Genomic DNA, 22,467 nt, shown 5'->3' with positions numbered 1-22,467 from the left:
CCCCGAAGGCCGCCTCCATCGAAAGATGAAGGCGGCCTTCGTCTTTCGAGGCCGACCTGCGTCGCTACCACCGCTCTCGAGGTGCAGCAGACCAGAAGGCGGATCTTCTTTCCCGAAGCAAACCTGTCTGTTACCGTTTCCGCAGCGATCGACGACCGACATGTCTTGTCATGTGCAGGGTAGGGGGACACATGGATGATTTCATGGCCGCGCCCGCCAAGGTAGCGGGCTTCGGGACAGATTTGAAATCCATCGCAGACCATTTCTGGTCGAGCGCCTCGAGCATAACCGGCGCGATATCCTTGCCGAATCAGGCAACCGGCTTGTTGTCAACCCTCGCTACTTCGTTTCAGATATTCCACGAGAATATTACGGCCGCTCATCAGCAGAACCGGAACAAGCTGGATTCGCTCGGCCAAGAACTCGGTAACGCCAGTCAACGCTATCAGAATCAGGACCAACAATACGCAGATGCTTTGGCGGCAGCAACTTCGGGCATTTCACCGGATGCCGTCAGCGCGGTGGCGAGACAACGCCGGTTGGCCAGATTCGCTTCAGCGGATTGCAATTCCCCAGCCTGCCGGAGGTTCAGGATGACAAGTTCGAGGTGCGGCGTATCGTGGAGGCCGGGATCCGACTGATATCACCATTCGATGAGAAACTGGAGCAGACGGTCGGCATGCGGCCGGCCGCAGAATTTCTCGCACCAATCGCTTCCGACTGGGAAACATTGCGTACATCGGGCCGACGGATTCGCCTACTCAGCGTGAACGATTATGTGATTTCGGAGAATATTTCCGGCGGCACTCGGTGGCTCAGCGGAAGTTGGTCCGGAACAGCGGCACAGGCATTTATGAGCGCTGCGGCCACTTTACGCGAGGATATCGCCGTAAGAAGTTCTGATATGGAGCGAGTCGCTAATATCCTCGAACAGGGCGGGGAATGCATCGAACATCTCGTCTACAATCAGACGATAGCGCTGACTACCGGACTGTTGCATCCGATGAGCTTTCTGGGTTTCACACTGCCACTGGGCGTTTGGGGCCAGCTGGCAGATCGACCCATGCGAGACAGCATCAAGAGCGAGATAACCTCCTCGATTTCCACCCTCCAGAACGACACCAAATCTCGTGACAACACGATAAAGGATATCGTCCAGAGTATGCGGAGCGCGCTCGAGTATCAGGTCGGCCGAGCATTGCCGCCGCTCGACACGATATTGCTGCGGCCGCCGGACAAGGTTTCCGTGGATTTCGGAACCGTCCGTTACGGATTCGGCGGCAACGTTTGGTGGGAGGAGAGCCTTGCATCCGCCCTCTGATCAACCGCTGCCTGCGGATCGAGCCAGATACGGCTGGCGAAATTGGCCATGGGACAAAGCGGCCGCGACCGCGAACAGCGCCGAGGCCGCAGGTGTTCAGGCCTACTTCGACCTGCATGGCTATGACTTCGCTTCCGACCTGTTGGGCACCTACCTCGGAAATAATCGCGAGGGCTACGAGTATCGGATAAGCCCAGCCAATGTGCAAAAGATTTTGTCATCGAGCGCGGTCAAGAATACGGTTCAGGAACAGCTCGACCAGATCAGGACGCAGGCGAAGAACACAGCCCTCCGCGATCCAACACCATCGGACCCAAGAGGGAAATTACGAGCGATTGGGATGCGGGAGTGAACGTCACCGACAATTCGGACATCACCTACGCGCTCGGCCACTTTTCCATCGCCGTAGGAAGCGACGTCACCGTGGCCAAATCGGATGACACCAACGGGCTGACGGCCAAAATTTGGTATACTGTATATATCTACGACTTCTACTATTATCATTTGAGCTCGGATGGTTCATGGGATATCGAGCGGGCCTTCAAGACGGGTGTCGACGGAGATATGAGGCAGCTGGAGGAGGCCGGTTGGGCACGGAGCTTCCGAGTCCGCGGGGACGGCACACCCGATGGCGGCGGCTACTGGTCAGGGGCGCTTTGATCTCGCATCCGTCACGATCGGAGGTGAAATGCGACCGATACAGTATCGGGGCATAGCCTTGGTTGCCGCATTGCTTGCACTGAGCAGTTGCACCACCGATTCCAATACCTTGGGCGAAGTGGCGAAGTGCGGGAATATACATTTCGCGACACCTCCCAAGGTGGTGGCCGAAAATCGAAATCAATCCTTCAATGGTGACCGGGTACTGGAGCTGGTTACCGACATTCCGCAAGCCGAAACGGCGTCGTTCAAGGAACTTTCGGGCTTGAGCAACTTCATGCCGGGGGTTCCGAACGAATGGCGTTCGACATACTGGCAGGAAAAAGGTGTAGCGGATGCATTGAAGTCCGATTACGGGAATGAATACGCCAAGGAAGCGTCCCAGATTCCCGCGAGATGGGTTGTCGTGCACGCTGACGGCGGCGGCCGGGCCCGGATCTATGTACGCGTGGCGTGCTGACCCCACACCCACCCGAAGGCCGCCTCCGTCGAAAGACGAAGGCGGCCTTCGTCATTCGAGGGCGACCTGGGTTATGGGTGTAGTGGTAGGCCTTTGATTACTTTGTCGATGGCGTTGCGCGGGCCGTGTAGGGCGAAGCCGGCGAGTCGGAGGTTGTCGGGGGTGAGGGCGCGTACTGCGGTGCGGTTGTCCTCGTCGTTGAAGGTGCCGAAGAGGTCCTCGGGGTAGATGGCCATCGGGAGTTCGCGGCTCAGTGCTCGCTGGTAGGCGGCGTCGATGTCCGCGGGGGCGGCGGCGTAGACCAGCACGGGGTCGGTGAACATCGGCAGATATTTCGTGCCGGACCCGTCCTGATAGGCCTCGCCGGTGGATGGGCAGCCCACCGCGATGCCGCTCGCCAGGAACGCGGTCACGTTGAGTCGCTGCCAGGTGGCGAGATCGTCCCGGAGCACAACGGCGATCTTGGTCTTGCTCATGGGCCGATCATTGCCCCTGGGGTGGACCCGGATATTGAACGCTGGTGCGGAGGCACCCGGCCTGCGCGGACATTTCGCTTCCCGTCGAAGGCGATTCGGTCGATTCCCGCCCGAGTTTGTCCGCCCAGGCCGGATCCGCGGTAGCGATACGGGCATACTGACCACGTGGTTTCTGTCCCGATCGCCCGGCATCTGTTGAAGGCCAAGGATCTCGCCGACGCGCGGTATGCGGAGCCGCTGGGTGTGGAGGATATGGCGCGCGCCGCCGGACTGTCGCGCGCGCATTTCAGCCGCGAGTTCCGGCGGGCGTTCGGGGAGTCGCCACACGGCTACCTGTTGACCCGCAGGCTCGAACGGGCCGCCGCGCTGCTACGGACGACCGACCGTCCGGTGGCCGAAATCTGTTTCCTGGTGGGCTGGCAGAGCGTCGGATCCTTCACCACCAGCTTCACCAGAACCTACGGGCGCTCGCCGACGGCGTACCGGGCGGCATTTCCCCCGGCGGCGGATTACGCGCGGATCCCGGCGTGCATGGTGCGGTTCTTCGGCAGACCGCAACGCAGCACGTTTCGAGAAGACTCGACGGCCGCCGAAAGTTAGTGTTCCCTCGAACATCAGAGCGAGGAGAACACGATGAAGATCAGCAGCGTGCAACTGTGGGTACACGATCAGGACGCGGCGCTCGCGTTCTACACCAAGCAGGTCGGCCTGGAACTGCGCAGCGATATCAGCGTGCCGGAGATGGGCGACTTCCGGTGGCTCTCGGTGGGTCCCGCCGGTCAGCCCGACGTGGAGATCGTGTTGATGGCCATCCCCGGTGAGCCGGTCATGGATGCCGGGACACAAACCGAGGTGCGCAACCTCATGTCGAAAGGCTTTGCCGGAACGGTGTTTCTGACCACCGACGACGTGCAGGCCGATTACGAGGCAATGTCGGCGCGCGGTGTCGAGTTCGTCGAAAAGCCGGAGCAGCGGCCGTACGGGATCGACTGCGCGTTCCGCGACCCGTCCGGTAACAATCTGCGGCTGGCCCAGCTGGCCGCCCAATAGGGCTGAGCGAGAAGGCCGCCTTCGCTGAAAAGCGAAGGCGGCCTATGCTTCTAGTCCGGCTTCACGTGCCATTTCTTGCTATTGAAGGCCGCGTCGGCGATCGCGATGGGGACTTTCAAAAGCGATGCAGAGCCATGGATTTTCGAGACTTCACCCTGCACGGTATTCACGTAGTTGATGAGATCATTGGCGATCTTGTGGAGGGTGTCTACGAGCTTTTTCAGAAATTCCCCGACATGCTTTGCGGCGCCACCGATATCCAGCTTGATGGCGATCTCGGGAATACCGTCCAGATAGTCGATGACCGCAGCGGCCGCCTGGTTTATGTTGTCGATCGAATCGGTGTAATTCTTGACGATTCGATCGCGGAGATTACCCATCTCCTCATATACTTGTTTGAGAATTACCTTGGCGGCCTCGGTCGCATCGATGATGTGGCCGACGTAGGCGACGGCGCTGTTGCAACCATCACCGGTCCAATACGCCTGCAGGTTCTCCGCGGAATCCTGAAGGCCAGCGGTGCCCGGCGAATCGGCGGAACTGCTGCCGTCGGTCGCCGAGGTCAGATGAGAATTCGCATCAATCCAGGTGTAGATGATGGACTGCACCGATTCCGGATGCCCCAGGAGATCGCGCACCATATCGATCACCTCGCGAACGCCGGGCACCCCGACATCATCCGCGACGGCCACCAGGGTGGCCGCCTGATGCTGCGGAAAGGGCGGCAGGCTTTTCAGATCCCGCCCCGGAGGTACGGGATAGCACTGGTCGGTCTTCTCACCCATGCGAGCCCTGCACCTTCTGGGACGAGGCGGTGAGCTCCTCGTAGCCCTTTCCGTCCATGCCTTCGAACAGTGTGGCGACCTCGTCGAGACCTTCACCTGCCCTGGTCACGGTTTTCTCGCTCTGCCGAAGTTTCTGTTCGATGACGGAAAAGGCGGCATTGAATTGCCCCACCAGATCCCTGGCGAACAAACCGAGATCGTCGTCCTGCATCGGCGCATGGGCGATTCCATCCGCCGCGGCCCGATAATGTGTCGCACAATTCTTGATAGCGTTCGCCTCCTGACGCACCGCCTTGACTTCCATGCGAACAACGGGGCGGCTCGTCATGGTCGAACTCCTTTCGTATCGGCCGACCGCACGTCCTCGAGCGCGGTATTGACGGCGGTGACAACGGCCGCGACGACGTCAGCCTCATAAACATCGGATACCTTGTGCGGGTCGAGATCGATGGACCGCAATGTGCCGAGTCCGTCGATGGTCACCGTCCCGAATTCGGTGGCGAGTTGCGGATCCCGCACCGTGACCTGGTGCAGCCATTGCGCCAGCTCCGGCTGCCCGTCCCGAATATTTTGAATTTTGCGATTCCAGTCCCGATTCATTTGCTGGACTCGCGAATATAGTTTATCGAAATCCGACACAGTATTTTCTCCGATCAGCTCGGCGTGGCCGGCCGCGTGGGTTCCAGATCGGTCAGCAGGTCGAAGGCCTGCGGAAACTCCTCGCGTAGCACCGCAATGCCGGTCTGGACGGCCGATTTCCGCGCGGTATTGATCGCCTCCACCATGGACCGGCAGGTCAACGCCAGATCGCTGCCCGAGGAGCCCCAGGTCAGTTCGTTGAACCGTTGCCCGGCCGGCACCGAATCATTGCCGAGTCCGCCGGGAAGTTCGATGCGCCGCACCATGCCGTCCGGCGCGACAACCACGATTGCGCGACCATCGGCCGACCGTCCCTCGAACGTCTGCTGCTCGAATCCCGACAGGGTTTCGCTGATGCGTGTCTGCAACGCCGCGATCTGTTCTTGTGTCTCCGCGAAAATCCGCGCTACATCATCGATTTCCATTTACCACTGCCTTCGGTCGCGGAAATGCGTTGGTATCACTCATGCCTCCTGAAAAGCCTGTTCGTCCTCGATCGCGCGTACGATCGTCGATATCTCGGTGTCGAGCATGTCGATGAGTGCTCGGGCATTGGCCGGAGCCGCGACCGGGGGATTCGCCGGGACGATCGCATAGCGCCCGTCGTCGAGCAGATCGCGCCAGAAAAGCACCCGAATCGTCCGGCCGCGGGGGCCGAAACGCGAAACACCCTGACGGATCTCGATCCGGCCGATGGTCGGCGCCGGTGCGCGCAGGAAATTCCGGCCGCGTTCCTCGGTATCGTCGAATGTGTCGCGCCAGCGCGCCATTTCGAAGGAATGATCCATCCCGTCGTCGTGCCCGGGTAAGGTGACCCGCCCCTGTCGGCCGGGCGGCACATCCGGCAATGCGGCAACCACGGTCGCGGCCAGATCGAGAGCGTGGCATTCGGTCACCGTGAATCCACCGCTGTGGTCGACCGTTCGCCCCGGTAGCTGGGTTACCAGATATCCCCGTTCCTCGCGGCGCGCGGCCAGCATGCGAATGCTGCCCGCGGGATCGCGCCGATCACGACCGTCCAGTGCACGCACGAGAACGGTGAGGTCCGGACGCGCGATATCCTGCAGCATCAGCTCGCGCGCGCCATCCGCGATGGAATCCAATCGCGCACGCGCCGAGCGCAATTCGTACTCGTACTGCGCACCACTCGAAATATCGGTGACGTGGGTGAACGGCTGCGGCAACACATCCTCCCGCAGCGGCGCCCACAACGCGACGAATTCCAGATCGGTGAAACTCCAGTGCTGATTCATATATCCAGCACCGGCCTTCCGACGATCATCGGATCCCCTATCGCGTCATCCAGGTTCTCGGGCGACTTCAAGGCCGGCGAGGTCTGGTGTTTCTCGTCGCCTTGGGCGCCGCGCGCGGGCGCACCCGACATACCCGGTGCGCCCGACGCGCCTGCGACCGGCGCAGGCGCGCTGACGCGGGCCGGGGAACCGTCGCGGCTCGTCGGTAGACCAGCGCGCGGAAACATCCTGCTCGCCTGCGGCTGGGTCAATTCCTTCGGCAACGCCGGGCCGAACGGGCTGCCGCCGAGTTTGGGCAGCCCTGATTTGGGCAGCCCTGCCGATTTGTTCGTCGGCATGGACAGCTTCTCCTTGTCGACCTCCGAAGGCGGTTTCGAGCTCATCGCGGGCTCCAGCGAGCGCTGCGCCGCCGCCTGTTGCGCGGCCGATAACAGCTGCTGCAAACCCTGCGATGCCGACGACATACCGTCGAGTCCGGACTGGCCCGAATGCCGCGGATCGTCCGGTTGCGGGTCGTCGGGCTGCGGATCGTCCGATTGCGGATCGTCCTCGCCCTGCCCCTCCGGCTGGTCCTGATCCGGCTCGTCCTCCGAAATATGCTGTGGCTGATCGATTTCCGGCTGCGGCAAGGTGATATCCCCGGAAAGGTCGAGCGGGCCGCGCGACAACAGGTCGTCCAGACCCGAGCGCAGCCCGGCCCGGATGATGGAGTTCCTGCCGCCGACATCACCGAGCCGCCCTCTGATCTCTTGGGCGGGCAGGCCGGACAGCCCACTGAAGGAGGCTTCCGGACGGGGAAAAGCCGGAACATATTCGGCGGTCAATGCCAGATTGGCGAGATACCGCTCGGCGAACCTCTGCTGATATTCGGGAAGTTTGTCCGCGACCGTATCACCGGTCGCCCCGTCGTAATCCTCCAATGCGCTTTGATCATGCGGATTCTCCGGCTCCACCGGCATGCCCGCATGCGTCCACGCCAGATACTGCCTCGTCAGATCCGCGTTCTCGGCCATCAGATTCATGGCCGCACGCAGCGGCTTCGTACTCGTGACATATTTTTGGATGGCCGAGGCGGCGACCTCTTTCGCATCGCCCTCCCAGTCCGCGGCGTGTGTGGTCGCCTTGCCACCGAGATCGGCGAACGACATATCCAGGTCTTCACCGAGGCGTTTACAGCGGTATGCCCAGTCCGCCATCTCCGCCACGACCATGTTGTATTCGATGTGCACGCGCAATTCGTGCAGAGTTCGCCAGGACTGGGCCGGCGGTTCCGGATGAATCGGAATGGTTTCGCGGTCCGCGAGCGCCCGCAGTTCCTTGGACATTTCCGAGGGAGCGCATCCGTTCGGTTCGGAATGGTCCGGTATGACATCGTCGTACGGCCGGATCCGGATCGGCTCCTGCGGCACCGTGATCTCGTCGAGTTTGCCCTGATAGTCCTTGCCGGTGAGCCCGGCCGCGGATACCGAGCCCGCATTGTCCACATCGACGCGGTCGTACGCCTTACCTGCCGCGATCATCGTGTCGACCAGGTCCTGCAGTATCCCGAGATGTGTGCCCATGATGTCGTCGAGTGCGGCGGCCCGGTCGGTGAAGACATTGCTCAGTTCGGTCCCCGAAGGCAAATTCGACAGCGGCTTCTTCTTGGCGAGCGCTCTCGCATCCAATTGCAGCGAACGCACATGTCCAATGGTCGCGGCGGCGGCATCGGCTATTCCATACGCGACTTCAGGGCGAAACTTGAGCTGACGCCGCGAGGCTTTTTCCTTCAATACCGGCCACGGGTTGACATCCGGCCGTGGGTCCGAATTTTCGGTGACCATAAGCTACCCCCATCGACCAGTCGCATACATATCGTCGCCCGATTGCACCGAGGACCCCCGCACATCGAGCGATGAATTAACACACAAGACGTACCCGCCCCGAACACAATTGAACAACTACAAACTCTCCCCGTTTTCGAACGCCACTCCAACGTTAACACCAGCTGCTGCCGCACCGATGCGATCGCGCAAGTAGGCCGCCGTTGCAAAGGCTACATCAACCGCGCACCGCCGGAAAGCCCGAGCGCAACGCCGTGCGCGAATAGTCAATACGCATGCGCGAACAGTCAATTCAGCAGATGAGCGCCCTACTGAATACGTCCGCCGTACCGGAATGCCAATATATTTTGGGGCGCTCAATAACTTGATGATGCATCAACGGTTTATCGGCGACTTATCCGGAACACGGCGGGCGCGGCCCATGGACGTCTATCCGATCTCCAGGTAGCGACCCGAATGCAGCGCAGGTTCACATGCAAACCGGAGATAGCGGCGCAGAAGACATCGGCAGTCAACTCATATCTCGAGCGCGGGCGTTCACCGTGCCGCGCTCGGCGAATCCACCTCGTGCCCATGGCTTTTCACCCGGCGGGCGACATTCATGATGGTGATCAGCACGCCAGCGGCGAAGAGGGGTTGCGGCGAACAGGCGTATGGCACTGTCGTTCGAGCCAGCAGCGAGACTTCGGCGACGGAAATACCGAAGTAGGTGTGCATTGGGGCCAGCGCGACGGCGACCATGGCGGCGTCGAGCGGGTCGAGAATCGTGCCGAGGACGATGACCGCCACGACCGGACCGGCATGCGGCGTCGTGGCGGGCATCGTCATCCACACCCCGCCTGCGTCACGACATCGATTGTCGCCGAACACAGTTGGTCGAAATCGAGGATCCGGGCGCAGGCGCGGCATGTGCCCCCGACGGGTCAGGCGATGGTCTCGGCCAGTGCGGCGGCGGGCACGGCCTGGTTCGCGGGCCGCCGAGCGGCCAGCGCGCTCAGGACGCCGAGTGCGGCGATGACCGCCAGCCCGATTTCCAGGAAGCGAGCCGAACGCAGCGGGGACGGATCGCCGAGGTTCACCAGCACGCCGGAGATCGCGGCGCCGAAGGTGTTGGCGATGAGTTGGACAGTGCCGATCGCCGCGGCGGCCTGCTGCCCCTCGGCCGGATCCGGGCTCGCGCCCATTACCGCGGTGGCCAAATGCGGCCAGGCCAAACCGATTCCGGCGCCCGCGACCATCATGCAGACGATCCAGACGACGATCATCGCGATGCCGCCGTCGCGGATCTGGCAGATCGCGGTGAGGAAGAGCCCGGTGGACAGCACGACGGGGCCGACGATCCGCAAGCGCTCGGTGGCGCGGTGCCCGGTCGCGTTGACGCTGAAGATCTGCGCCACCGTCCAGGCCAGCGAGGCCGCGGCACCGACGAAGCCCGCGACCAGCGGCACCATCCTGCCGAGTTCCTGTGCGAACAGCGGAATGAAGTTCTCCAGGCTTATCCCGATCGCGACGCCGATCATCGTCAGATAGATCCAGCGCAGCGGCGATTCGCGAACGAAGGTCAGTCGCGGCAGCACCGAGACCGCCGCCCGGCGCTCGTGTGCGAGGAAGCCGGCGATCACGGCCAGCGCGCCCGCGATGGCGAGCGCCGTCCATCCGCCGTGCAACACGCTGCCGATGCTGAGCAGGGCCGCGGCGGTGGTCAACAGCGCCAGCGAGGCGACCGGAATCCGGTGCGCGTGTCCGCTGGGTTCGCTGCCGCGCAACGCGAACGGGACGACGGCCCCGATCGCGACACACAGCACCGCCAGCGCCACGAAAGCCAAACGCCACACGCCCAATTGGGCGAAGACGCCGCCGAGCGCCGGACCGACGAAGGTGCCGACGCCCCACATCGCCGACACCAACGCCGCCGCCCTCGCCCGCAACCGCTGCGGATACGCGATGTGGATCACCGAATAGCCCAGCCCCATCAGCAGACCGCCACCGAATCCCTGCACGGTGCGCCCGACCAGCATGACCGCCATCACCGGACTCGCCGCGCAGATCACGGTGCCGACCGAGAACAGGCCGAAGCCGGTGAGATACGAGCCGATCGGCCCGCGCACCGCGAGCATTTTGCTGACCAAGGTGGACGACAAGATCGATGCCACTACGAAAACCGTTGTGGCCCAGGCGAGGTAACGCGCACCGCCGATATCCTGAATGGCGGTGGGCAGTAGGCTCGCGGTCACGTAGCTGCTGATCGCGTACAGTGCGGTGCCACCGGCCAGCACGATGGCAGCACCGATACGCCCATCCGTGACCAGGTCACGCCACCCGGCCGCGGGTTCCGTAGAAGTCATGGGACGATTCTTGAACCTGAACCGCACTCGAGGTAAAGAGGCACACTAGAGATCTCGGTCACGATCGACTCACCCGAATGCGAACGATCCGAGTTCCGGTGCGCGGCAATGTCTTACGCTGACCACAGCCCGATCTTCGCCGGAGGTGACAGCTTGACCGCCCTGTCCGCGTTCATCGCCGAACTGCCCAAAGCCGAACTGCACGTCCATCACGTCGGCTCCGTCTCACCCCGCATCGTCGCGGAATTGGCGTCCCGCCACCGGGATTCACCGGTTCCGAAAAACGCTGAGGCACTTGCCGATTACTTCAGATTCACCGACTTCGCGCATTTCATCCAGGTCTACCTGTCGGTGGTGGATCTGATCCGCACACCGGAGGACGTCCGGCTGCTGACCTACGAGATCGCCCGCGATATGGCCGGGCAGCACATCCGGTACGCCGAACTCACCGTCACGCCATACAGTTCGGTGATCCGCGGCATCGATCCGCGCGGTTTCCTCGACGCGATCGAGGACGCCAGAATTACGGCCGAGGCCGATTTCGGCATCCGGCTGCGCTGGTGCTTCGACATACCCGGGGAGCAGGGGCTGGCGGCCGCGGAGGAGACCGTCCGGCTCGCCACCGCCGACCGCCTGCGCCCCGACGGACTGGTCTCGTTCGGCCTCGGCGGTCCGGAAACCGGTGTGCCACGACCGCAATTCAAACCGGTTTTCGACCGCGCGATCGCCGCCGGGTTGCACAGCGTGCCGCACGCGGGCGAGACGACCGGCCCCGCCACGATCTGGGACGCGCTCACCGAGCTGCGCGCCGAACGGATCGGCCATGGCACCAGCGCCGTGCGGGATGCGCGGCTGCTGCGGCACCTGGCCGACCTGCGCATCCCGCTCGAGGTGTGCCCGACCTCGAATGTCGCGACCCGCGCCGTGCCCTCGCTCGCCGATCATCCGATCGCGCGGATGATCGAGGCCGGCGTGCTGGTCACGATCAACTCCGACGATCCGCCGATGTTCGGCACCGACCTCAATACCGAGTACGCGGTGGCGGCCGACCTGCTGAACCTCGACGAGCGCGGCCTGGCGAACCTCGCGAGAAATGCCGTAACCGCCTCATTTCTCGACGACGCCGCGAAGACCGCACTGATCGGCGAGATCGACGGCTATACCGAATCCTGGCTCGCCGCCCGGTGATCGGCGACCCGGGCACGCCCGCTCATTCGACCTGGACCAGCGGCGGCACGGTCGACCAGCGCTCGCCCGCGATCACCACATGGTCGAGGAAGCGCAGGCCGACCGTATCGGCGGCGGCGATGAGCCGGGCGGTGGTGCGGCGGTCGTCCATGCTCGGATTCGGATCGCCGGACGGGTGGTTGTGCACGATGGCGAAGGCGCGGCCGTCGTGCCGCAGCACCGTATTCAGCACCTCGCGCACCGGGACGATGACCTGGTCGAGCGCGCCCTCCGCCACGAACATCTTGTGCCGCAGGCGATTCTGCGCATCGCATACCAGCACCAGCAGCCGCTCGACGCGGACGCCCGCGAACATCGGCAGCGCCACCGCGGCGACCTCGGCGGTGCCGGTCAGCCGCGGCGCGGTATCGGTGCGGCCGCGGGCCCGCGAACCGAGGTGGAATGCCGCGACGATCGCGGCGGCCTTCGCCGCGCCGACGCCGGTGCGCCGGGACAGTTCCTCGGGGCGGGCGCCGGAAAGCCCGGTGAGTCCGCCGTGTTCGGCGAGCAGTTCGGTGGCCATGTCCAGCGCGCTCGTACCGCGGCGGCCCTGGCGCAGCAGCAGCGCGAGCAGTTCGCCGTCGCTGAGCGCGTGTGGGCCGAGGGCGAGCAGCCGCTCGCGCGGGCGCGCGGCGGAGGGCAGATTGGCAATCGGTATCGACATCGGTCCCCCTCGGGTGCGGTGGTGGATTCGGATCATGCCAGCACCCACCGACATGTCGGGTGCGGGCGGCCGCGGCGGGTATCCCCGATTGCGGATCCGCGCCGGTACGGCAGACTGAGGGGACCACTGGACGTACTCGGGGACAAACGAATGCTCAATCGGCGCAAGGGAACCGCGAAATCCCAGCGAATCCTCCTGCCGCCCACCATGATCGCGGCCGCCGTGCTGCTCGTGACGGCCTGCACCACCGAAAAGCCCGCGCCACCGCCCGCGCCGACGCTCGACCGCTTCTACCACCAGACCGTCTCGTGGGGCTCCTGCGACGGCTACCCGGGCTGGCGCGGCCTGACCGAGGCCGGCCTCGACTGCGCGCGGATCATGGTGCCGGTCGACTACGCCGACCCCAACGGGGAGACCGCGCGAATCGCCATTTCCCGGCTGCGCGCCAAGGGTTCGAAGACCGGCTCGCTGCTCACCAATCCGGGCGGTCCGGGCGGGCCCGGCCTGGATCTGCCGATTTACCTCGGCAAAACCCCGCTGTCCGAGCACTTCGACATCATCGGCATCGACGTGCGCGGGCTCGGCGCGTCTACCCCGCTGGTCCAGTGCCAGACCGCCAAGGAGCGGATGACCGATCTGCGCGTGCTGAACACCGGCCAGCTGGTTGAGATCGACGAGGCCGAGGAAGAGCACGAGAACTACGCCAATTCCTGTCTGCGACGCACCGGAGCGGCACTACTCGCCCACGTCGGAACCGTCGACGTGGCACGGGATTTCGATGTGATCCGGGCGGTGCTCGGCGATGCGAAGCTCACCTATTTCGGCGCGTCGTACGGCACCAGGATCGGTTCGACCTATGCCGAGATGTTCCCGGACCGGGTCAGGGCGATGGTGCTCGACGCGCCCGTCGACCCGACCACCAACATCGTCGATCCGGTCGCCTCGGCGGGCGGTTTCCAGGCCGCCTTCGACGCGTACGCCGCGGACTGCGCCAAATCACCCGACTGTCCGCTCGGCACCGATCCCAAACAGACGACCGACGCCTACCGCAAGCTGGTGCTGCCGCTCATGGAGCGGCCGGCGCCGACGGCCGACAAGCGGGGGCTCGACTACACCGACGCCATCACCGCGACCATCTCCGCCATGTACAGCCCGAAACTGTGGCCCGCGCTGACCAAGGGCCTGACCGAGCTCGCGCACGGCCACGGCGACGGCATGCAGCAGGAGGCGACCTCGTATCAGGAGTCGGCCGACCAGGGCCTGAACCAGGCGGTGCGCTGCCTGGAGAATATCCGGGTGACCGACCGGGTGACGGCCGCCGAGATCGACCGTCGTGCCAGGGCCGCAGGCCCGGCCTTCGACGATGGGCTGCGCAGCAAGCTGTCGGCCCTCGACACCTGCGCCTTCTGGCCGATCCCGACGAATGCCCAACCGCATCAGCCGAAGGCGCCGGGCCTGCCGAAGATCGTCGTCGTCGCGGCGAAGATCGATCCGGCGACGCCGTATCAGGGCGCGCTGCACATGGCCCAGGCGTTCAACGCCGCGCTGATCACCTTCGACGGGGTCCAGCACGGCGCGGCGTTCACCAGCGGTCCATGCGTCGACGAGCCGGTGATCAAATATCTGACCGATCTGACGCCGCCACCCGATACCAACTGCCCGGCGCGGGCCGCCGAGCACTGAGGGCCTAGCGTTCCACCGCCAGCGGGTCCGGGGCGAATGCGTTCGAAAGTACCCCTGCCGCAAGCCTTTCCAGGTGACGCAGCTGGCGCTCGTGCACCACGATGCGGCGCAGCGCCTCGTTGACGGTCGCGGTGCTGGTCGCGGTGCCCATGATGGCCGCGGCCGCGGCGAGCAGTCGCCGATCGGGTTCGATCCGTACGGCGCCGCTGACGGGGACTTCGTTTTTCATGCGCCCTCCTTCACTTACTCCGTCATCTTGCGTCACGGCCCGCAACGCCGTAGCCGAATAATGCAAGATTCATTCACTCCATCGTTGGACCGACCCGCCCATGCACGGCTAGCAGTGACACCAAATAACCGGGTCAGATAGGCAATTTGCGTAGTTCGTCGGGCTTTTGTTGTCGACCAGACCCGGTAGTGCTTGCATCGAAGTATGTTCACCGAGGCACAGCTGTATTCGCCCGTGACCCGAACCGGCGACGGCGACGTGACGGTGCATTTGAGCGACGAGCACCCTGGCGTGCACGACCCGGCTTACCGGGCGCGCCGCAACGCGATCGCCGCGATGGCACTGGAATACCGACCCGGCCAGCCGCAACCGCGCATCGACTACACAGACGAGGAGCAGCAGGTATGGCGCATCGTCTCCGCCGAACTGCGGCGTAAACACGAGAGATACGCCTGCTCGGAAGTGCGGGACGCGGCGGCGCTGCTCGGCCTGCCCACCGACCACATTCCACAGCTGGACGAGGTCTCCGCCCTGCTCGCGCCGCTCACCGGCTTCCGCTACGTGCCCGCCGCCGGGCTGGTGCCGCTGCGTCAGTTCTTCGGATCGTTCGCCGACCGGATCTTCCACTCCACCCAGTACATCCGGCACCACTCCGCGCCGCTGTACACGCCGGAGCCGGATGCCATCCACGAGATCATTGGTCATGCCAACCAGATCGCCAGCCCGCGCTTCGCCGAGATCTACGCGGCCGTCGGCGAGGCCGTCAATCGGCTGGAAACCGATCGGGCGCTGAAGTTCCTGGCCGACGTGTTCTGGTTCTCGATGGAATTCGGCGTGGTCCGGGAGGGTGACGATATCCGCTGCTACGGCGCGGGCCTGCTCTCCTCCTTCGGCGAGATCGAGGAATTCCGGCACGCGCAGTTGCGTCCGCTCGATGTGGTCGCGATGGGTACCGCCGTCTACGACATCACCCATTACCAGCCGATCCTGTACTGCGCCGAATCGGTCTCCGAGATCGAGGACGTGATCGGCGGCTTCTTCGCCACCATGGACGACGAAACCCCGGACCGGGCAGCGCATTCCGCGCACGCCTGAGATCATCGCCATGCCATGCCGCATGGCGTGAGCGATTACCGGGGGAAGTATCCGCACGGACCACACGGCGGCGAGGACGATCCGCGATACCCCTCGCCCCGTGAGCTTCGCAAGTTCCTGGCGGCCTGCGTCGATGTGGCGGTGCACGTTGTACCGCCGTTCGCGATACTGTTCGCGGCCACGCATGGGCAGCACACGCCGAAGCAGTTCATCACGTTGTTCGCGGCGGCGGTCGGCACCTTCGTCGTGGTGACGTTCGTCCACATGACGGTGATCCAGGGGATCGCCCACGCGACGCTCGGCAAGGCGCTGTTCGGGCTGGTCGTGATCCGCCGCAGCGACGGATCGTGGCCGACGTTCGGGAATCTGGCACGCCGGTGGATCGGCGGCGTATTCGAGAAGATCTGGGATTGGTTCACCGACTGGGTGTTCGACGAGAACACCAACCATGATTTCTGGTATCTGACGGTGGTGCGGCGGCGGGATGTGCTGGCGTTGCGTGCGGCACAGGCTGCGAATGCCTATGCCGCGCAACCATATCCGCAGGCGCAGCCGTATCCGCCCGCAGCGCCTTTCCCGCCGGGGCAATCGAATCCCGTTCCCGCACCAGGGTATCCACACCAGGGCCAGCCCTACCTGCCGCAAAACCATGGACCCGGCCAGTATCGCCGGTGACCGGACAAACCTACGGAAGTGGCTGCTGCGCGGTCCATTTCGTGCCATCCCAGTAACGCTGGATAGGCGCACCGGTGGGATCGGGATACCACCCCGGCGGGAACGCGAGCGGCCGAGGCTTCCCGGATTTCGCGACTGCGAGGACTATCGCGACCACACCACCGATCAACACGATCGGGACGAGCAGGATCAGGATGTGCCAAATGCTCAACGCGCCCATGCACGAATGCTAGGAGCTCGGCCCGGAAAGGGGCTCGAAGACGGCTACGCCGATAGCGCCTATTGGGCATGCCTCCGCATTCGCTCCGCCCATGCGCGGACTACACACGGCTACGCGGACAACGCCCATGCGGCGCACCTCCGCATCCGCTCCGCCCATGCACGGGCCACAGACAGGTACCCCGACAACGCCCATCAGGCGTATCTCGCATCCGCTCCGCCCATGCACGGGCCACAGACAGGTACCCCGACAACGCCCATCAGGCTCCGCTCCGCCCAGGCACGGGCTGAGAACGGCTCAGCGACAGCGCCTATTCGGCGTTCAGGCGCTCGATCCGGCGGGCCGCGTCCAACAAAGTCGACTCGGCGCCGGGGCGGCCGATGAGCTGAATGCCGATCGGCAGGCCGTCGACGATGCCGCACGGCACGCTGACGGCGGTGTATCCGGTGTAGTTCACCAGATAGGTGAAGGCGATGAGGCCCGCGTGGTCGAGCGGGTCCGCGGCGCGCGGGGCGGTCACCGATACCGTCGGTGTGACCAGGAAATCCGTTCCGGCGAGCAGGGTTTCGAGGTGTGCCGCCGCGTCTCGGCGGGTGGTGACGGCCGTCGCGTATTCGGCATCGGTGACGCGGGCGCCCTCGGCCAGAATGCGGCGGGCGTAGTCGGTCAGCAGGGCGTGCGCGGCCGGGTCGTCGATGAACCGATGCAGCTGGCGGTAGCGGTCACCGTTCAGCACGACATGGAAGGAGTCGATGTAGCGATCGGCCGACAGGCTCGCATCACTGTCGGCGATATCGATACCCTTGTCGCCCAATCGATCACAGATACCGCGCACCGCCGCGAGCACCCTCGGGTCGGCGTTCGAGTCCAGGCCGGATCGGCCGACCCATCGACCGCGCAGCGCGGCTGAGCGGTAATCCGCCTGCGCGCCGAGCAGATCCAGCACCAGCGCGGCATCGCCGACAGTGCGGGCAATCGGGCCGATCGACGTCAAAAGCGCACTGCTGCGGTAGGTTCCGCGGCCGTCGACCGCGCCCGGGGTCGAATGCACGCCGACCGTTCCGCACAGCGCCGCCGGAATCCGCGTCGAACCGCCCGCGTCGGTGCCCAGTGCGATCGGCACGATACCGGCCGCGACCGCCGCCGCCGACCCGCCGCTGGAGCCACCGGAAATACGGGTCCCGTCAACGGGATTGACGCATTCGCCGCCCAGCCGGTTCACGGTCCGCGGCAGCATGGCGAATTCCGGCATATTCGTCTTGCCGATCACCATCGCACCGGCCGAGACCAGCCGGGCGACACACGACGCGTCCTGCGCCGCAACGGATTCGCGGCGCGCCAGCGACCCCGTCGTGGTAGGTACGCCCGCGACGTCGAAGACATCCTTGACCCCGATCGGCACCCCGCACAGCGGACCGGGATCCCCCTGCTCCAACTGCCGCAACGCGTTGGCGGCATGGCGATATGCGACCTCCGGCGTGATGGTGATGAACGCCCCCAGCGCACCACCGATTTCGGCGGCCGCCCCCGACGCCATCTCGCAGACCTCGTGCGGACTCCACTCCCCCGCGACGACGCGCTCCCGAATCTCGCTGGCGGACATGCCGTGCAATCGATCAGCCACCACTACAGACTTCTCCATGCCATCGACGGTTCGGCTCACTTCACCCGCCGAGACCCGATACGGCAACCCGAGGTACGGACAGTGCCCGTCATACAACTCGGCCCCCACACCAGTAGGACTCGAACCTAACACCAATGGTCTTATTTCAAAACCGATTGGTAGGAGAAATCGGCCACATCGCGCTACTCATTCGGCGCCAACCCATCGCGTTACGCCGCCTACCTGGGCAAAGCCAAGGCATGAGAATGATCTCCACACGAATACGCCTCCACCCCAACGCATCTCGCAATGACGCCAGCCATGGATACCACCTCGGTACCGAAGGCCCACGTATGCTCGGCAAATTGATGGAACCGAAGCCGTCGGCTGCGCGTCCAACCTCTCTGAAGAGTTAACCATCGACCCGAGGATCAGCTGTGACTTCATTCGAGCGGGACCAATTGCGGGCGCGCACCGAAGCGCTCCAGGCGCAGGCAGACGCGATGATGGCCACCTACGAGCAGCAATTGCGCGATATCGGGCAGGCGCGCGACGTGCTCGCCATCGCGAAGTCGGAGGGGTGGTCGGACGACAACCTCGTCCGGGTGACGACCAACTCGGCCGGAGTGCCGATCGAGGTCTGGGTGGACCCGTCGGCCTTCAAGCGCTCGCAACCCGACAAGCTGGGCATTTCATTCCTACAGGCAGCCCAGGCGGCGGCCCGTGCGGCTAAATCCGAGATCGATGCTGTCCTCGGCCCGGTGACCGCGGCAGCCGCCGAATTCACGCCGCCGGAAGATCCCTTCGAAAGCCTGCCGTTCATCGGTCGTCCGATCGGCGACGTCCTGCCACCACTACCCACAGCCGAACCCACAGCACCGCAGGAGTCGGAGCGGGCGTACGAGGACGAAGACGAGGGGCCACATTGGAAGGGCATCGGGTAGCAGAAAATGGTTGATAACTACAACTTCTCGGTCGATCCCGACCAAGTCAAGGCGCAGGCGCCGAAATTCGCAGAGGTCAGCTCGGATCTCCGCAACGGACTGTCCGAGTTGCAGAGCGGGCTGGCTTCGCTCGGCAAGGTCTGGGGCAATGATGAATTCGGACAACGCTTCGCGCAGAACTACGAACACAAGGCCGAGGAAGCAGCCAGCGCGATCAGCAGCGCGATCAGCATGTTCGAGAATCTGGGGAAAGCCGCCGAGCTGATCGCGAATAAGACCACCGAGGTCGACCAGGGATTCAAGGACGCGCTGCAGAAAATTACCGGCAAGATCGACGGGAAGGCTTGAGCCCGATGGGAATCGAGATTCCGAGCGAGCTGAAGCCGGTCGCGGCCTTGGTCGTCGCCAAATGGCCGGAGTCCGACGAGACCGGCCTACAAGGCGCCGCCGATCGCTGGAACCAAATGGGCGACCTGCTCGACAAACTGAACGACGATGGCGACGACATAGTCAAGATCTTGCTCGCCCACACCGAGGGCAAGACGCACGACTCGATCGAGCAGTTCTGGAAGAAGGTCGGCGGCAAAGACGGTGCACTGAAACAGCTGGCCGATCTCTGTCATGAGTTGGGCCAAGTGCTGCAGATCATGGCGTATCTGGTCTTGGCCGTAAAGCTGTTCATCATCTCGATGCTGATCTATCTGGCGGTCCAATTGGCGATCGCCGCGGCCGGAGCTGTCGAGACCCTCGGCGCGAGCGTCGCGGAGGGCGCCGCTCAAGAAGTCGCCGTGCGGGCCGCGATCAACAAAGCACTGAGCAAACTACTGGAGAACATCACGGTGTGGACCGTGGTCAAAGGCGCGGCCATCGGCGGTTCTCTGGGTGCGTTGAAGGAGTTCGGACTTCAGGAGCTGGAGATAAAACTCGGCGTTCGCAACGGCCTTGACGTCGGCGATATCGCGACAGAAAGCGCACGGGGCGCGATTACCGGGGCGATCGCTTCCCCGGTGTCGGCAACATCGACGAAGCTGCTGAAGGAGAGCGGCATCTCCACCGGCACCAAAGCAGGCGACTGGCTGCTCAACAATCGGATCGGACACGAAGTCGGCAGCAAAACCGTCGGCTCCGTTTGGGACGAGACCAGCATCACCGACCGGTTGACGGGGAAGATCGAAGATAAGCTCCGCGAGAAGATCGTGGACGAACTGTCGAAGCCGCAAACAACGGGTCAGAATCCGAGCAGTTTGGATCTGCCACCGCAATAATCATTCGGCTCGGCCGCTCGGAAATCGAGGCTGTCAACCCAGGTGCGGCGGATGTCCGTGCTGGCCGGAGGGATAGCCATGAAGATCCGAAAACCCTTGCGACCGCGCCGGATAGCCTTGCGGAGACGTTGGGTAACCGGGTGCGGGTGACAGCGCCTGGTTTCGACGTTCCGCGGCTCGCAGTGCACGGACGTCACGCCGCCGCACATGTACCAGGAACCCTCCGTAATCCGTCGGCGAGTCCCCGTCGATCATCAGAAGGATGCCGCGACCGCAGAAGGCGACCAGAAGGTTCCAGAGAGTAGGTCGGCGTCCGTCGCCGCCTCGGATGAGCACAACCCCGAACAGCAGCTTGCCGACGGTCGCGCCACCCGTCACCCGCTGGAACAACACCGTGTGTACGAATGACGCGCCCACATAGGCGAGCACGGCGAGCAACAGCGAGACGATCCCGCTACTGCGTGCGAACGCCAGCCACGCGACCCCGGCGTGCAATGCGATGTCCGGCACCACGGCCATCGCGGTACGTAATTCGCGCGGCGACGGATACCTTGGATCGTTCTTGTCGCCGTGGTAGCGGGGACCGGATGGCTTCTTCCGGTCCAGCTCATCCAAATAATTGTTGACCCGCAGTAGTCCCCGCCGCATGAACCCCATACCGACGATGATGGCACAGCCGCCGGTTATGAACTCTTCTCGGCGAGTGCGGCGAGGCGGTCCAGGGAGGACTGGAGTTTGGTGGGGGTGGTGGCTTGGGCGCGGGGGTAACGACTTTCGTCGGTGAGGTTGGTCCAGTCGTAGGTGTGGGTGACCCGGGTGGTGTTCGGGTCGAGGGGTTCGAGGGTCCAGCGCCAGAGGTGGCCGGGCGGCTGCTTGCCGGGTTCGGATGGCAGCCAGGCGATGCGGCGGCCCTCCTCGAATTCGACGATGTGGTTCTCCCGGACTGTGTCCTTCTTGGTGAGGGTCATGACGAAGACGTCGCCCACCGCGTGGACGCGCTGATCGGGAGCCGCGTGGCCGAGGTTGTCGTTGCCGTCCCATTCGGGCTGCCGCGACGGGTCTGCGATCAATTCGAAGATGCGATCGGCCGGGGCCGCGATCTCCCGGCTGGTGCTGACGATGCGCGCGGATTCGCTGTTGCCGCTCATGGGTAGATCGAAGCACCGAAAGCCCCGTTCACGCCAGACCGCGCGCCGAGATCGTGAAATAGGCTTCTACCCAGCATATTTCGGTTATGTACGAAGTCTATTGCGGCACAACATTGTTCATTGACGTTTCACATGCGAGCCCTTGTCGAGACAATCCGGACACAGACTGCTAGGTTCGTCGGGTTCGATCTCGACGAAGGGACCAGTCCCGAAATGACAGTTGACGCAACGGATTCCAAGACGGCCGACGAAACACCGCTGTGGCTGCAGGGTCGCGACGCGGTGGTCGCGGCCACCCCGGCCGAGGATTGGCGCAACGGCGCACCCGACTACCACCTGACCAACGAGGTGGTGCCGCGTGAACGCACCACCTCGCACGCGGCGGGCTCGCTGGAGGCCATCGTCGAGGACCTGGTCCGGGTCTTCGAAATGGAGGTCTCGCACAAGCACGACCCGGCGACCTGGGTCTCGCTGGTGGCCGAGCACTACCGCGGCCGGGTCAACGGCGGCCCGTGGCAGGACGCCGAGGAATTCGCCCGCATCGGCAGCTACAACATCCTGATCGGCGACAACCCGTTCTACGACGTCGCCGAGGAGACCTTCGAGTCCTCGCACCACACCTTCCACACCGCCTTCCCCGGCGGATTCTTCTGGGAGGTGCTCGAGGTGCTGTCCGGCCCGCCCGCCGTCACCTTCCGCTGGCGGCACTGGGGCCGGTACGAGGGCGAGTACAAGGGCCACCAGCCCACCGGTGAGCAGATCGAGATGTTCGGCGTCACCATCGCCAGGGTGAGCGACGACCTGCGCATCCTCGAGCTGGAGCACTTCTACGACAACAACAAGCTGCTCGGCCCGCTCGCGCACGGCTGCCCGGTCACCAAGGCACAGTAAACCCCTTACCG

Annotated in this window: 30 protein-coding genes; 15 read left to right on the top strand and 15 right to left on the bottom strand. The window is 64.2% G+C overall.

The window, feature by feature from the left end; all coding sequences use genetic code 11:
* The first annotated feature begins 170 nt into the window (after positions 1-170).
* The 5 genes from F5544_RS47430 to F5544_RS06445 are packed head-to-tail and all read left to right on the top strand — an operon-like array spanning position 171 to position 2,441.
* Positions 171-641, top strand: a complete 471-nt coding sequence (locus F5544_RS47430) for a type VII secretion target (protein WP_428847119.1) — start codon at positions 171-173, stop codon at positions 639-641.
* The gene (locus tag F5544_RS06460; RefSeq protein ID WP_167472335.1) at positions 620-1,321 is read left to right on the top strand and encodes a hypothetical protein; all 702 of its coding nucleotides are present in this window, start codon (positions 620-622) and stop codon (positions 1,319-1,321) included. Before F5544_RS47430 ends, F5544_RS06460 begins: the two co-directional genes overlap by 22 nt.
* Positions 1,305-1,673 carry a hypothetical protein gene (locus F5544_RS06455; RefSeq protein WP_167472334.1) on the top strand — a complete coding sequence of 123 codons (369 nt, stop codon included), beginning with the start codon at positions 1,305-1,307 and terminating at the stop codon, positions 1,671-1,673. The genes F5544_RS06460 and F5544_RS06455 overlap by 17 nt, the downstream gene beginning before the upstream one ends.
* A complete protein-coding gene (locus F5544_RS06450; RefSeq protein ID WP_167472333.1) occupies positions 1,670-1,981 on the top strand; it encodes a hypothetical protein in 312 nt (103 codons plus the stop codon). The genes F5544_RS06455 and F5544_RS06450 overlap by 4 nt, the downstream gene beginning before the upstream one ends.
* Entirely contained in the window at positions 1,950-2,441 is a 492-nt protein-coding gene (locus F5544_RS06445; protein WP_167472332.1) for a hypothetical protein, read from the top strand. Before F5544_RS06450 ends, F5544_RS06445 begins: the two co-directional genes overlap by 32 nt.
* Positions 2,442-2,512: 71 nt before the next feature.
* Here the strand turns inward: F5544_RS06445 and F5544_RS06440 are convergent, their stop codons facing one another.
* Positions 2,513-2,917 (bottom strand): DUF2000 domain-containing protein, encoded by a 405-nt coding sequence (locus tag F5544_RS06440; protein ID WP_167472331.1) that lies wholly within the window; start codon positions 2,915-2,917, stop codon positions 2,513-2,515.
* 165 nt (positions 2,918-3,082) lie between these two features.
* Here F5544_RS06440 and F5544_RS06435 point away from each other — a divergent pair, with 165 nt between their 5' ends.
* Together F5544_RS06435 and F5544_RS06430 are read left to right on the top strand one after the other, a co-directional pair.
* Positions 3,083-3,517 (top strand): helix-turn-helix domain-containing protein, encoded by a 435-nt coding sequence (locus F5544_RS06435; RefSeq protein ID WP_167472330.1) that lies wholly within the window; start codon positions 3,083-3,085, stop codon positions 3,515-3,517.
* Positions 3,518-3,550: 33 nt separating this feature from the next.
* Complete coding sequence (locus F5544_RS06430; RefSeq protein WP_167472329.1) at positions 3,551-3,967, top strand: VOC family protein; 417 nt, start codon at positions 3,551-3,553, stop codon at positions 3,965-3,967.
* A gap of 50 nt (positions 3,968-4,017) precedes the next feature.
* On the opposite strand, the gene F5544_RS06425 is transcribed toward F5544_RS06430, so the two are convergent.
* The 8 genes from F5544_RS06425 to F5544_RS06390 form a co-directional block, all read right to left on the bottom strand.
* Entirely contained in the window at positions 4,018-4,752 is a 735-nt protein-coding gene (locus F5544_RS06425; RefSeq protein WP_167472328.1) for a hypothetical protein, read from the bottom strand.
* The gene (locus F5544_RS06420) at positions 4,745-5,080 is read right to left on the bottom strand and encodes a hypothetical protein (protein WP_167472327.1); all 336 of its coding nucleotides are present in this window, start codon (positions 5,078-5,080) and stop codon (positions 4,745-4,747) included. The genes F5544_RS06425 and F5544_RS06420 overlap by 8 nt, the downstream gene beginning before the upstream one ends.
* Complete coding sequence (locus F5544_RS06415) at positions 5,077-5,352, bottom strand: hypothetical protein (RefSeq protein WP_167472326.1); 276 nt, start codon at positions 5,350-5,352, stop codon at positions 5,077-5,079. Before F5544_RS06415 ends, F5544_RS06420 begins: the two co-directional genes overlap by 4 nt.
* 53 nt (positions 5,353-5,405) lie before the next feature.
* Positions 5,406-5,816, bottom strand: coding sequence for a YbaB/EbfC family nucleoid-associated protein (locus F5544_RS06410; protein WP_167472325.1), 411 nt, complete (start codon positions 5,814-5,816; stop codon positions 5,406-5,408).
* A gap of 39 nt (positions 5,817-5,855) precedes the next feature.
* Complete coding sequence (locus F5544_RS06405) at positions 5,856-6,644, bottom strand: ESX secretion-associated protein EspG (protein ID WP_167472324.1); 789 nt, start codon at positions 6,642-6,644, stop codon at positions 5,856-5,858.
* Complete coding sequence (locus F5544_RS06400; protein ID WP_167472323.1) at positions 6,641-8,326, bottom strand: hypothetical protein; 1,686 nt, start codon at positions 8,324-8,326, stop codon at positions 6,641-6,643. Before F5544_RS06400 ends, F5544_RS06405 begins: the two co-directional genes overlap by 4 nt.
* Before the next feature lie 678 nt (positions 8,327-9,004).
* The gene (locus F5544_RS06395) at positions 9,005-9,295 is read right to left on the bottom strand and encodes a hypothetical protein (RefSeq protein ID WP_167472322.1); all 291 of its coding nucleotides are present in this window, start codon (positions 9,293-9,295) and stop codon (positions 9,005-9,007) included.
* A 95-nt stretch (positions 9,296-9,390) separates the two neighbouring features.
* Complete coding sequence (locus F5544_RS06390) at positions 9,391-10,812, bottom strand: MFS transporter (protein WP_167472321.1); 1,422 nt, start codon at positions 10,810-10,812, stop codon at positions 9,391-9,393.
* Positions 10,813-10,965: 153 nt separating this feature from the next.
* Here F5544_RS06390 and F5544_RS06385 point away from each other — a divergent pair, with 153 nt between their 5' ends.
* Positions 10,966-12,000, top strand: a complete 1,035-nt coding sequence (locus tag F5544_RS06385) for an adenosine deaminase (protein WP_238847115.1) — start codon at positions 10,966-10,968, stop codon at positions 11,998-12,000.
* Positions 12,001-12,022: 22 nt separating this feature from the next.
* On the opposite strand, the gene F5544_RS06380 is transcribed toward F5544_RS06385, so the two are convergent.
* Positions 12,023-12,703, bottom strand: a complete 681-nt coding sequence (locus tag F5544_RS06380) for a JAB domain-containing protein (RefSeq protein ID WP_167472319.1) — start codon at positions 12,701-12,703, stop codon at positions 12,023-12,025.
* Positions 12,704-12,853: 150 nt separating this feature from the next.
* On the opposite strand from F5544_RS06380, the gene F5544_RS06375 reads away from it, so the two are divergent.
* Complete coding sequence (locus F5544_RS06375; protein ID WP_167472318.1) at positions 12,854-14,386, top strand: alpha/beta hydrolase; 1,533 nt, start codon at positions 12,854-12,856, stop codon at positions 14,384-14,386.
* A gap of 4 nt (positions 14,387-14,390) precedes the next feature.
* Here F5544_RS06375 and F5544_RS06370 read toward each other — a convergent pair whose 3' ends face one another.
* A complete protein-coding gene (locus F5544_RS06370; RefSeq protein ID WP_167472317.1) occupies positions 14,391-14,615 on the bottom strand; it encodes a type II toxin-antitoxin system VapB family antitoxin in 225 nt (74 codons plus the stop codon).
* A gap of 204 nt (positions 14,616-14,819) precedes the next feature.
* Between F5544_RS06370 and F5544_RS06365 the strand changes: the two genes are divergently transcribed.
* Positions 14,820-15,710: a phenylalanine 4-monooxygenase gene (locus F5544_RS06365; RefSeq protein ID WP_167472316.1), complete on the top strand. Its 891-nt coding sequence runs from the start codon at positions 14,820-14,822 to the stop codon at positions 15,708-15,710.
* 27 nt (positions 15,711-15,737) lie between these two features.
* Positions 15,738-16,385, top strand: a complete 648-nt coding sequence (locus tag F5544_RS06360) for an RDD family protein (protein WP_167472315.1) — start codon at positions 15,738-15,740, stop codon at positions 16,383-16,385.
* A 10-nt stretch (positions 16,386-16,395) separates the two neighbouring features.
* Here F5544_RS06360 and F5544_RS06355 read toward each other — a convergent pair whose 3' ends face one another.
* The gene (locus F5544_RS06355) at positions 16,396-16,605 is read right to left on the bottom strand and encodes a DUF2510 domain-containing protein (RefSeq protein ID WP_167472314.1); all 210 of its coding nucleotides are present in this window, start codon (positions 16,603-16,605) and stop codon (positions 16,396-16,398) included.
* A gap of 310 nt (positions 16,606-16,915) precedes the next feature.
* A complete protein-coding gene (locus F5544_RS06350) occupies positions 16,916-18,247 on the bottom strand; it encodes an amidase (protein WP_167472313.1) in 1,332 nt (443 codons plus the stop codon).
* 398 nt (positions 18,248-18,645) lie between these two features.
* On the opposite strand from F5544_RS06350, the gene F5544_RS06345 reads away from it, so the two are divergent.
* The 3 genes from F5544_RS06345 to F5544_RS06335 are packed head-to-tail and all read left to right on the top strand — an operon-like array spanning position 18,646 to position 20,417.
* Positions 18,646-19,152 carry a YbaB/EbfC family nucleoid-associated protein gene (locus F5544_RS06345; protein ID WP_167472312.1) on the top strand — a complete coding sequence of 169 codons (507 nt, stop codon included), beginning with the start codon at positions 18,646-18,648 and terminating at the stop codon, positions 19,150-19,152.
* A 6-nt stretch (positions 19,153-19,158) separates the two neighbouring features.
* Complete coding sequence (locus tag F5544_RS06340) at positions 19,159-19,500, top strand: WXG100 family type VII secretion target (RefSeq protein WP_167472311.1); 342 nt, start codon at positions 19,159-19,161, stop codon at positions 19,498-19,500.
* A gap of 5 nt (positions 19,501-19,505) precedes the next feature.
* Positions 19,506-20,417, top strand: a complete 912-nt coding sequence (locus tag F5544_RS06335; protein WP_167472310.1) for a hypothetical protein — start codon at positions 19,506-19,508, stop codon at positions 20,415-20,417.
* A 33-nt stretch (positions 20,418-20,450) separates the two neighbouring features.
* Here the strand turns inward: F5544_RS06335 and F5544_RS06330 are convergent, their stop codons facing one another.
* Positions 20,451-21,074, bottom strand: a complete 624-nt coding sequence (locus F5544_RS06330) for an RDD family protein (RefSeq protein WP_167472309.1) — start codon at positions 21,072-21,074, stop codon at positions 20,451-20,453.
* Positions 21,075-21,100: 26 nt separating this feature from the next.
* Entirely contained in the window at positions 21,101-21,565 is a 465-nt protein-coding gene (locus F5544_RS06325; RefSeq protein WP_167472308.1) for an SRPBCC family protein, read from the bottom strand.
* A gap of 213 nt (positions 21,566-21,778) precedes the next feature.
* Between F5544_RS06325 and F5544_RS06320 the strand changes: the two genes are divergently transcribed.
* Positions 21,779-22,456, top strand: a complete 678-nt coding sequence (locus tag F5544_RS06320; protein WP_167472307.1) for an ester cyclase — start codon at positions 21,779-21,781, stop codon at positions 22,454-22,456.
* Positions 22,457-22,467 lie beyond the last annotated feature (11 nt).

It is taken from the genome of Nocardia arthritidis, from assembly GCF_011801145.1.
In the GTDB taxonomy this organism is placed as follows: domain Bacteria; phylum Actinomycetota; class Actinomycetes; order Mycobacteriales; family Mycobacteriaceae; genus Nocardia; species Nocardia arthritidis_A.
Note: the sequence above shows the minus strand (reverse complement) of the source record. Positions and strands in the feature narration are given on the sequence as shown.

Bases quoted from the DNA above. Each gene is read 5' to 3' on its own strand.
- F5544_RS06410 (WP_167472325.1), bottom strand. From the start codon at position 5,816: ATGGAAATCGATGATGTAGCGCGGATTTTCGCGGAGACACAAGAACAG.
- F5544_RS06425 (WP_167472328.1), bottom strand. From the start codon at position 4,752: ATGGGTGAGAAGACCGACCAGTGCTATCCCGTACCTCCGGGGCGGGAT.
- F5544_RS06405 (WP_167472324.1), bottom strand. From the start codon at position 6,644: ATGAATCAGCACTGGAGTTTCACCGATCTGGAATTCGTCGCGTTGTGG.
- F5544_RS06375 (WP_167472318.1), top strand. From the start codon at position 12,854: ATGCTCAATCGGCGCAAGGGAACCGCGAAATCCCAGCGAATCCTCCTG.
- F5544_RS06430 (WP_167472329.1), top strand. From the start codon at position 3,551: ATGAAGATCAGCAGCGTGCAACTGTGGGTACACGATCAGGACGCGGCG.
- F5544_RS06395 (WP_167472322.1), bottom strand. From the start codon at position 9,295: ATGACGATGCCCGCCACGACGCCGCATGCCGGTCCGGTCGTGGCGGTC.
- F5544_RS06370 (WP_167472317.1), bottom strand. From the start codon at position 14,615: ATGAAAAACGAAGTCCCCGTCAGCGGCGCCGTACGGATCGAACCCGAT.
- F5544_RS06420 (WP_167472327.1), bottom strand. From the start codon at position 5,080: ATGACGAGCCGCCCCGTTGTTCGCATGGAAGTCAAGGCGGTGCGTCAG.
- F5544_RS06350 (WP_167472313.1), bottom strand. From the start codon at position 18,247: ATGGAGAAGTCTGTAGTGGTGGCTGATCGATTGCACGGCATGTCCGCC.
- F5544_RS47430 (WP_428847119.1), top strand. From the start codon at position 171: ATGTGCAGGGTAGGGGGACACATGGATGATTTCATGGCCGCGCCCGCC.
- F5544_RS06390 (WP_167472321.1), bottom strand. From the start codon at position 10,812: ATGACTTCTACGGAACCCGCGGCCGGGTGGCGTGACCTGGTCACGGAT.
- F5544_RS06335 (WP_167472310.1), top strand. From the start codon at position 19,506: ATGGGAATCGAGATTCCGAGCGAGCTGAAGCCGGTCGCGGCCTTGGTC.
- F5544_RS06380 (WP_167472319.1), bottom strand. From the start codon at position 12,703: ATGTCGATACCGATTGCCAATCTGCCCTCCGCCGCGCGCCCGCGCGAG.
- F5544_RS06325 (WP_167472308.1), bottom strand. From the start codon at position 21,565: ATGAGCGGCAACAGCGAATCCGCGCGCATCGTCAGCACCAGCCGGGAG.
- F5544_RS06440 (WP_167472331.1), bottom strand. From the start codon at position 2,917: ATGAGCAAGACCAAGATCGCCGTTGTGCTCCGGGACGATCTCGCCACC.
- F5544_RS06355 (WP_167472314.1), bottom strand. From the start codon at position 16,605: ATGGGCGCGTTGAGCATTTGGCACATCCTGATCCTGCTCGTCCCGATC.
- F5544_RS06340 (WP_167472311.1), top strand. From the start codon at position 19,159: ATGGTTGATAACTACAACTTCTCGGTCGATCCCGACCAAGTCAAGGCG.
- F5544_RS06445 (WP_167472332.1), top strand. From the start codon at position 1,950: ATGGCGGCGGCTACTGGTCAGGGGCGCTTTGATCTCGCATCCGTCACG.
- F5544_RS06365 (WP_167472316.1), top strand. From the start codon at position 14,820: ATGTTCACCGAGGCACAGCTGTATTCGCCCGTGACCCGAACCGGCGAC.
- F5544_RS06415 (WP_167472326.1), bottom strand. From the start codon at position 5,352: ATGAATCGGGACTGGAATCGCAAAATTCAAAATATTCGGGACGGGCAG.
- F5544_RS06320 (WP_167472307.1), top strand. From the start codon at position 21,779: ATGACAGTTGACGCAACGGATTCCAAGACGGCCGACGAAACACCGCTG.
- F5544_RS06330 (WP_167472309.1), bottom strand. From the start codon at position 21,074: ATGGGGTTCATGCGGCGGGGACTACTGCGGGTCAACAATTATTTGGAT.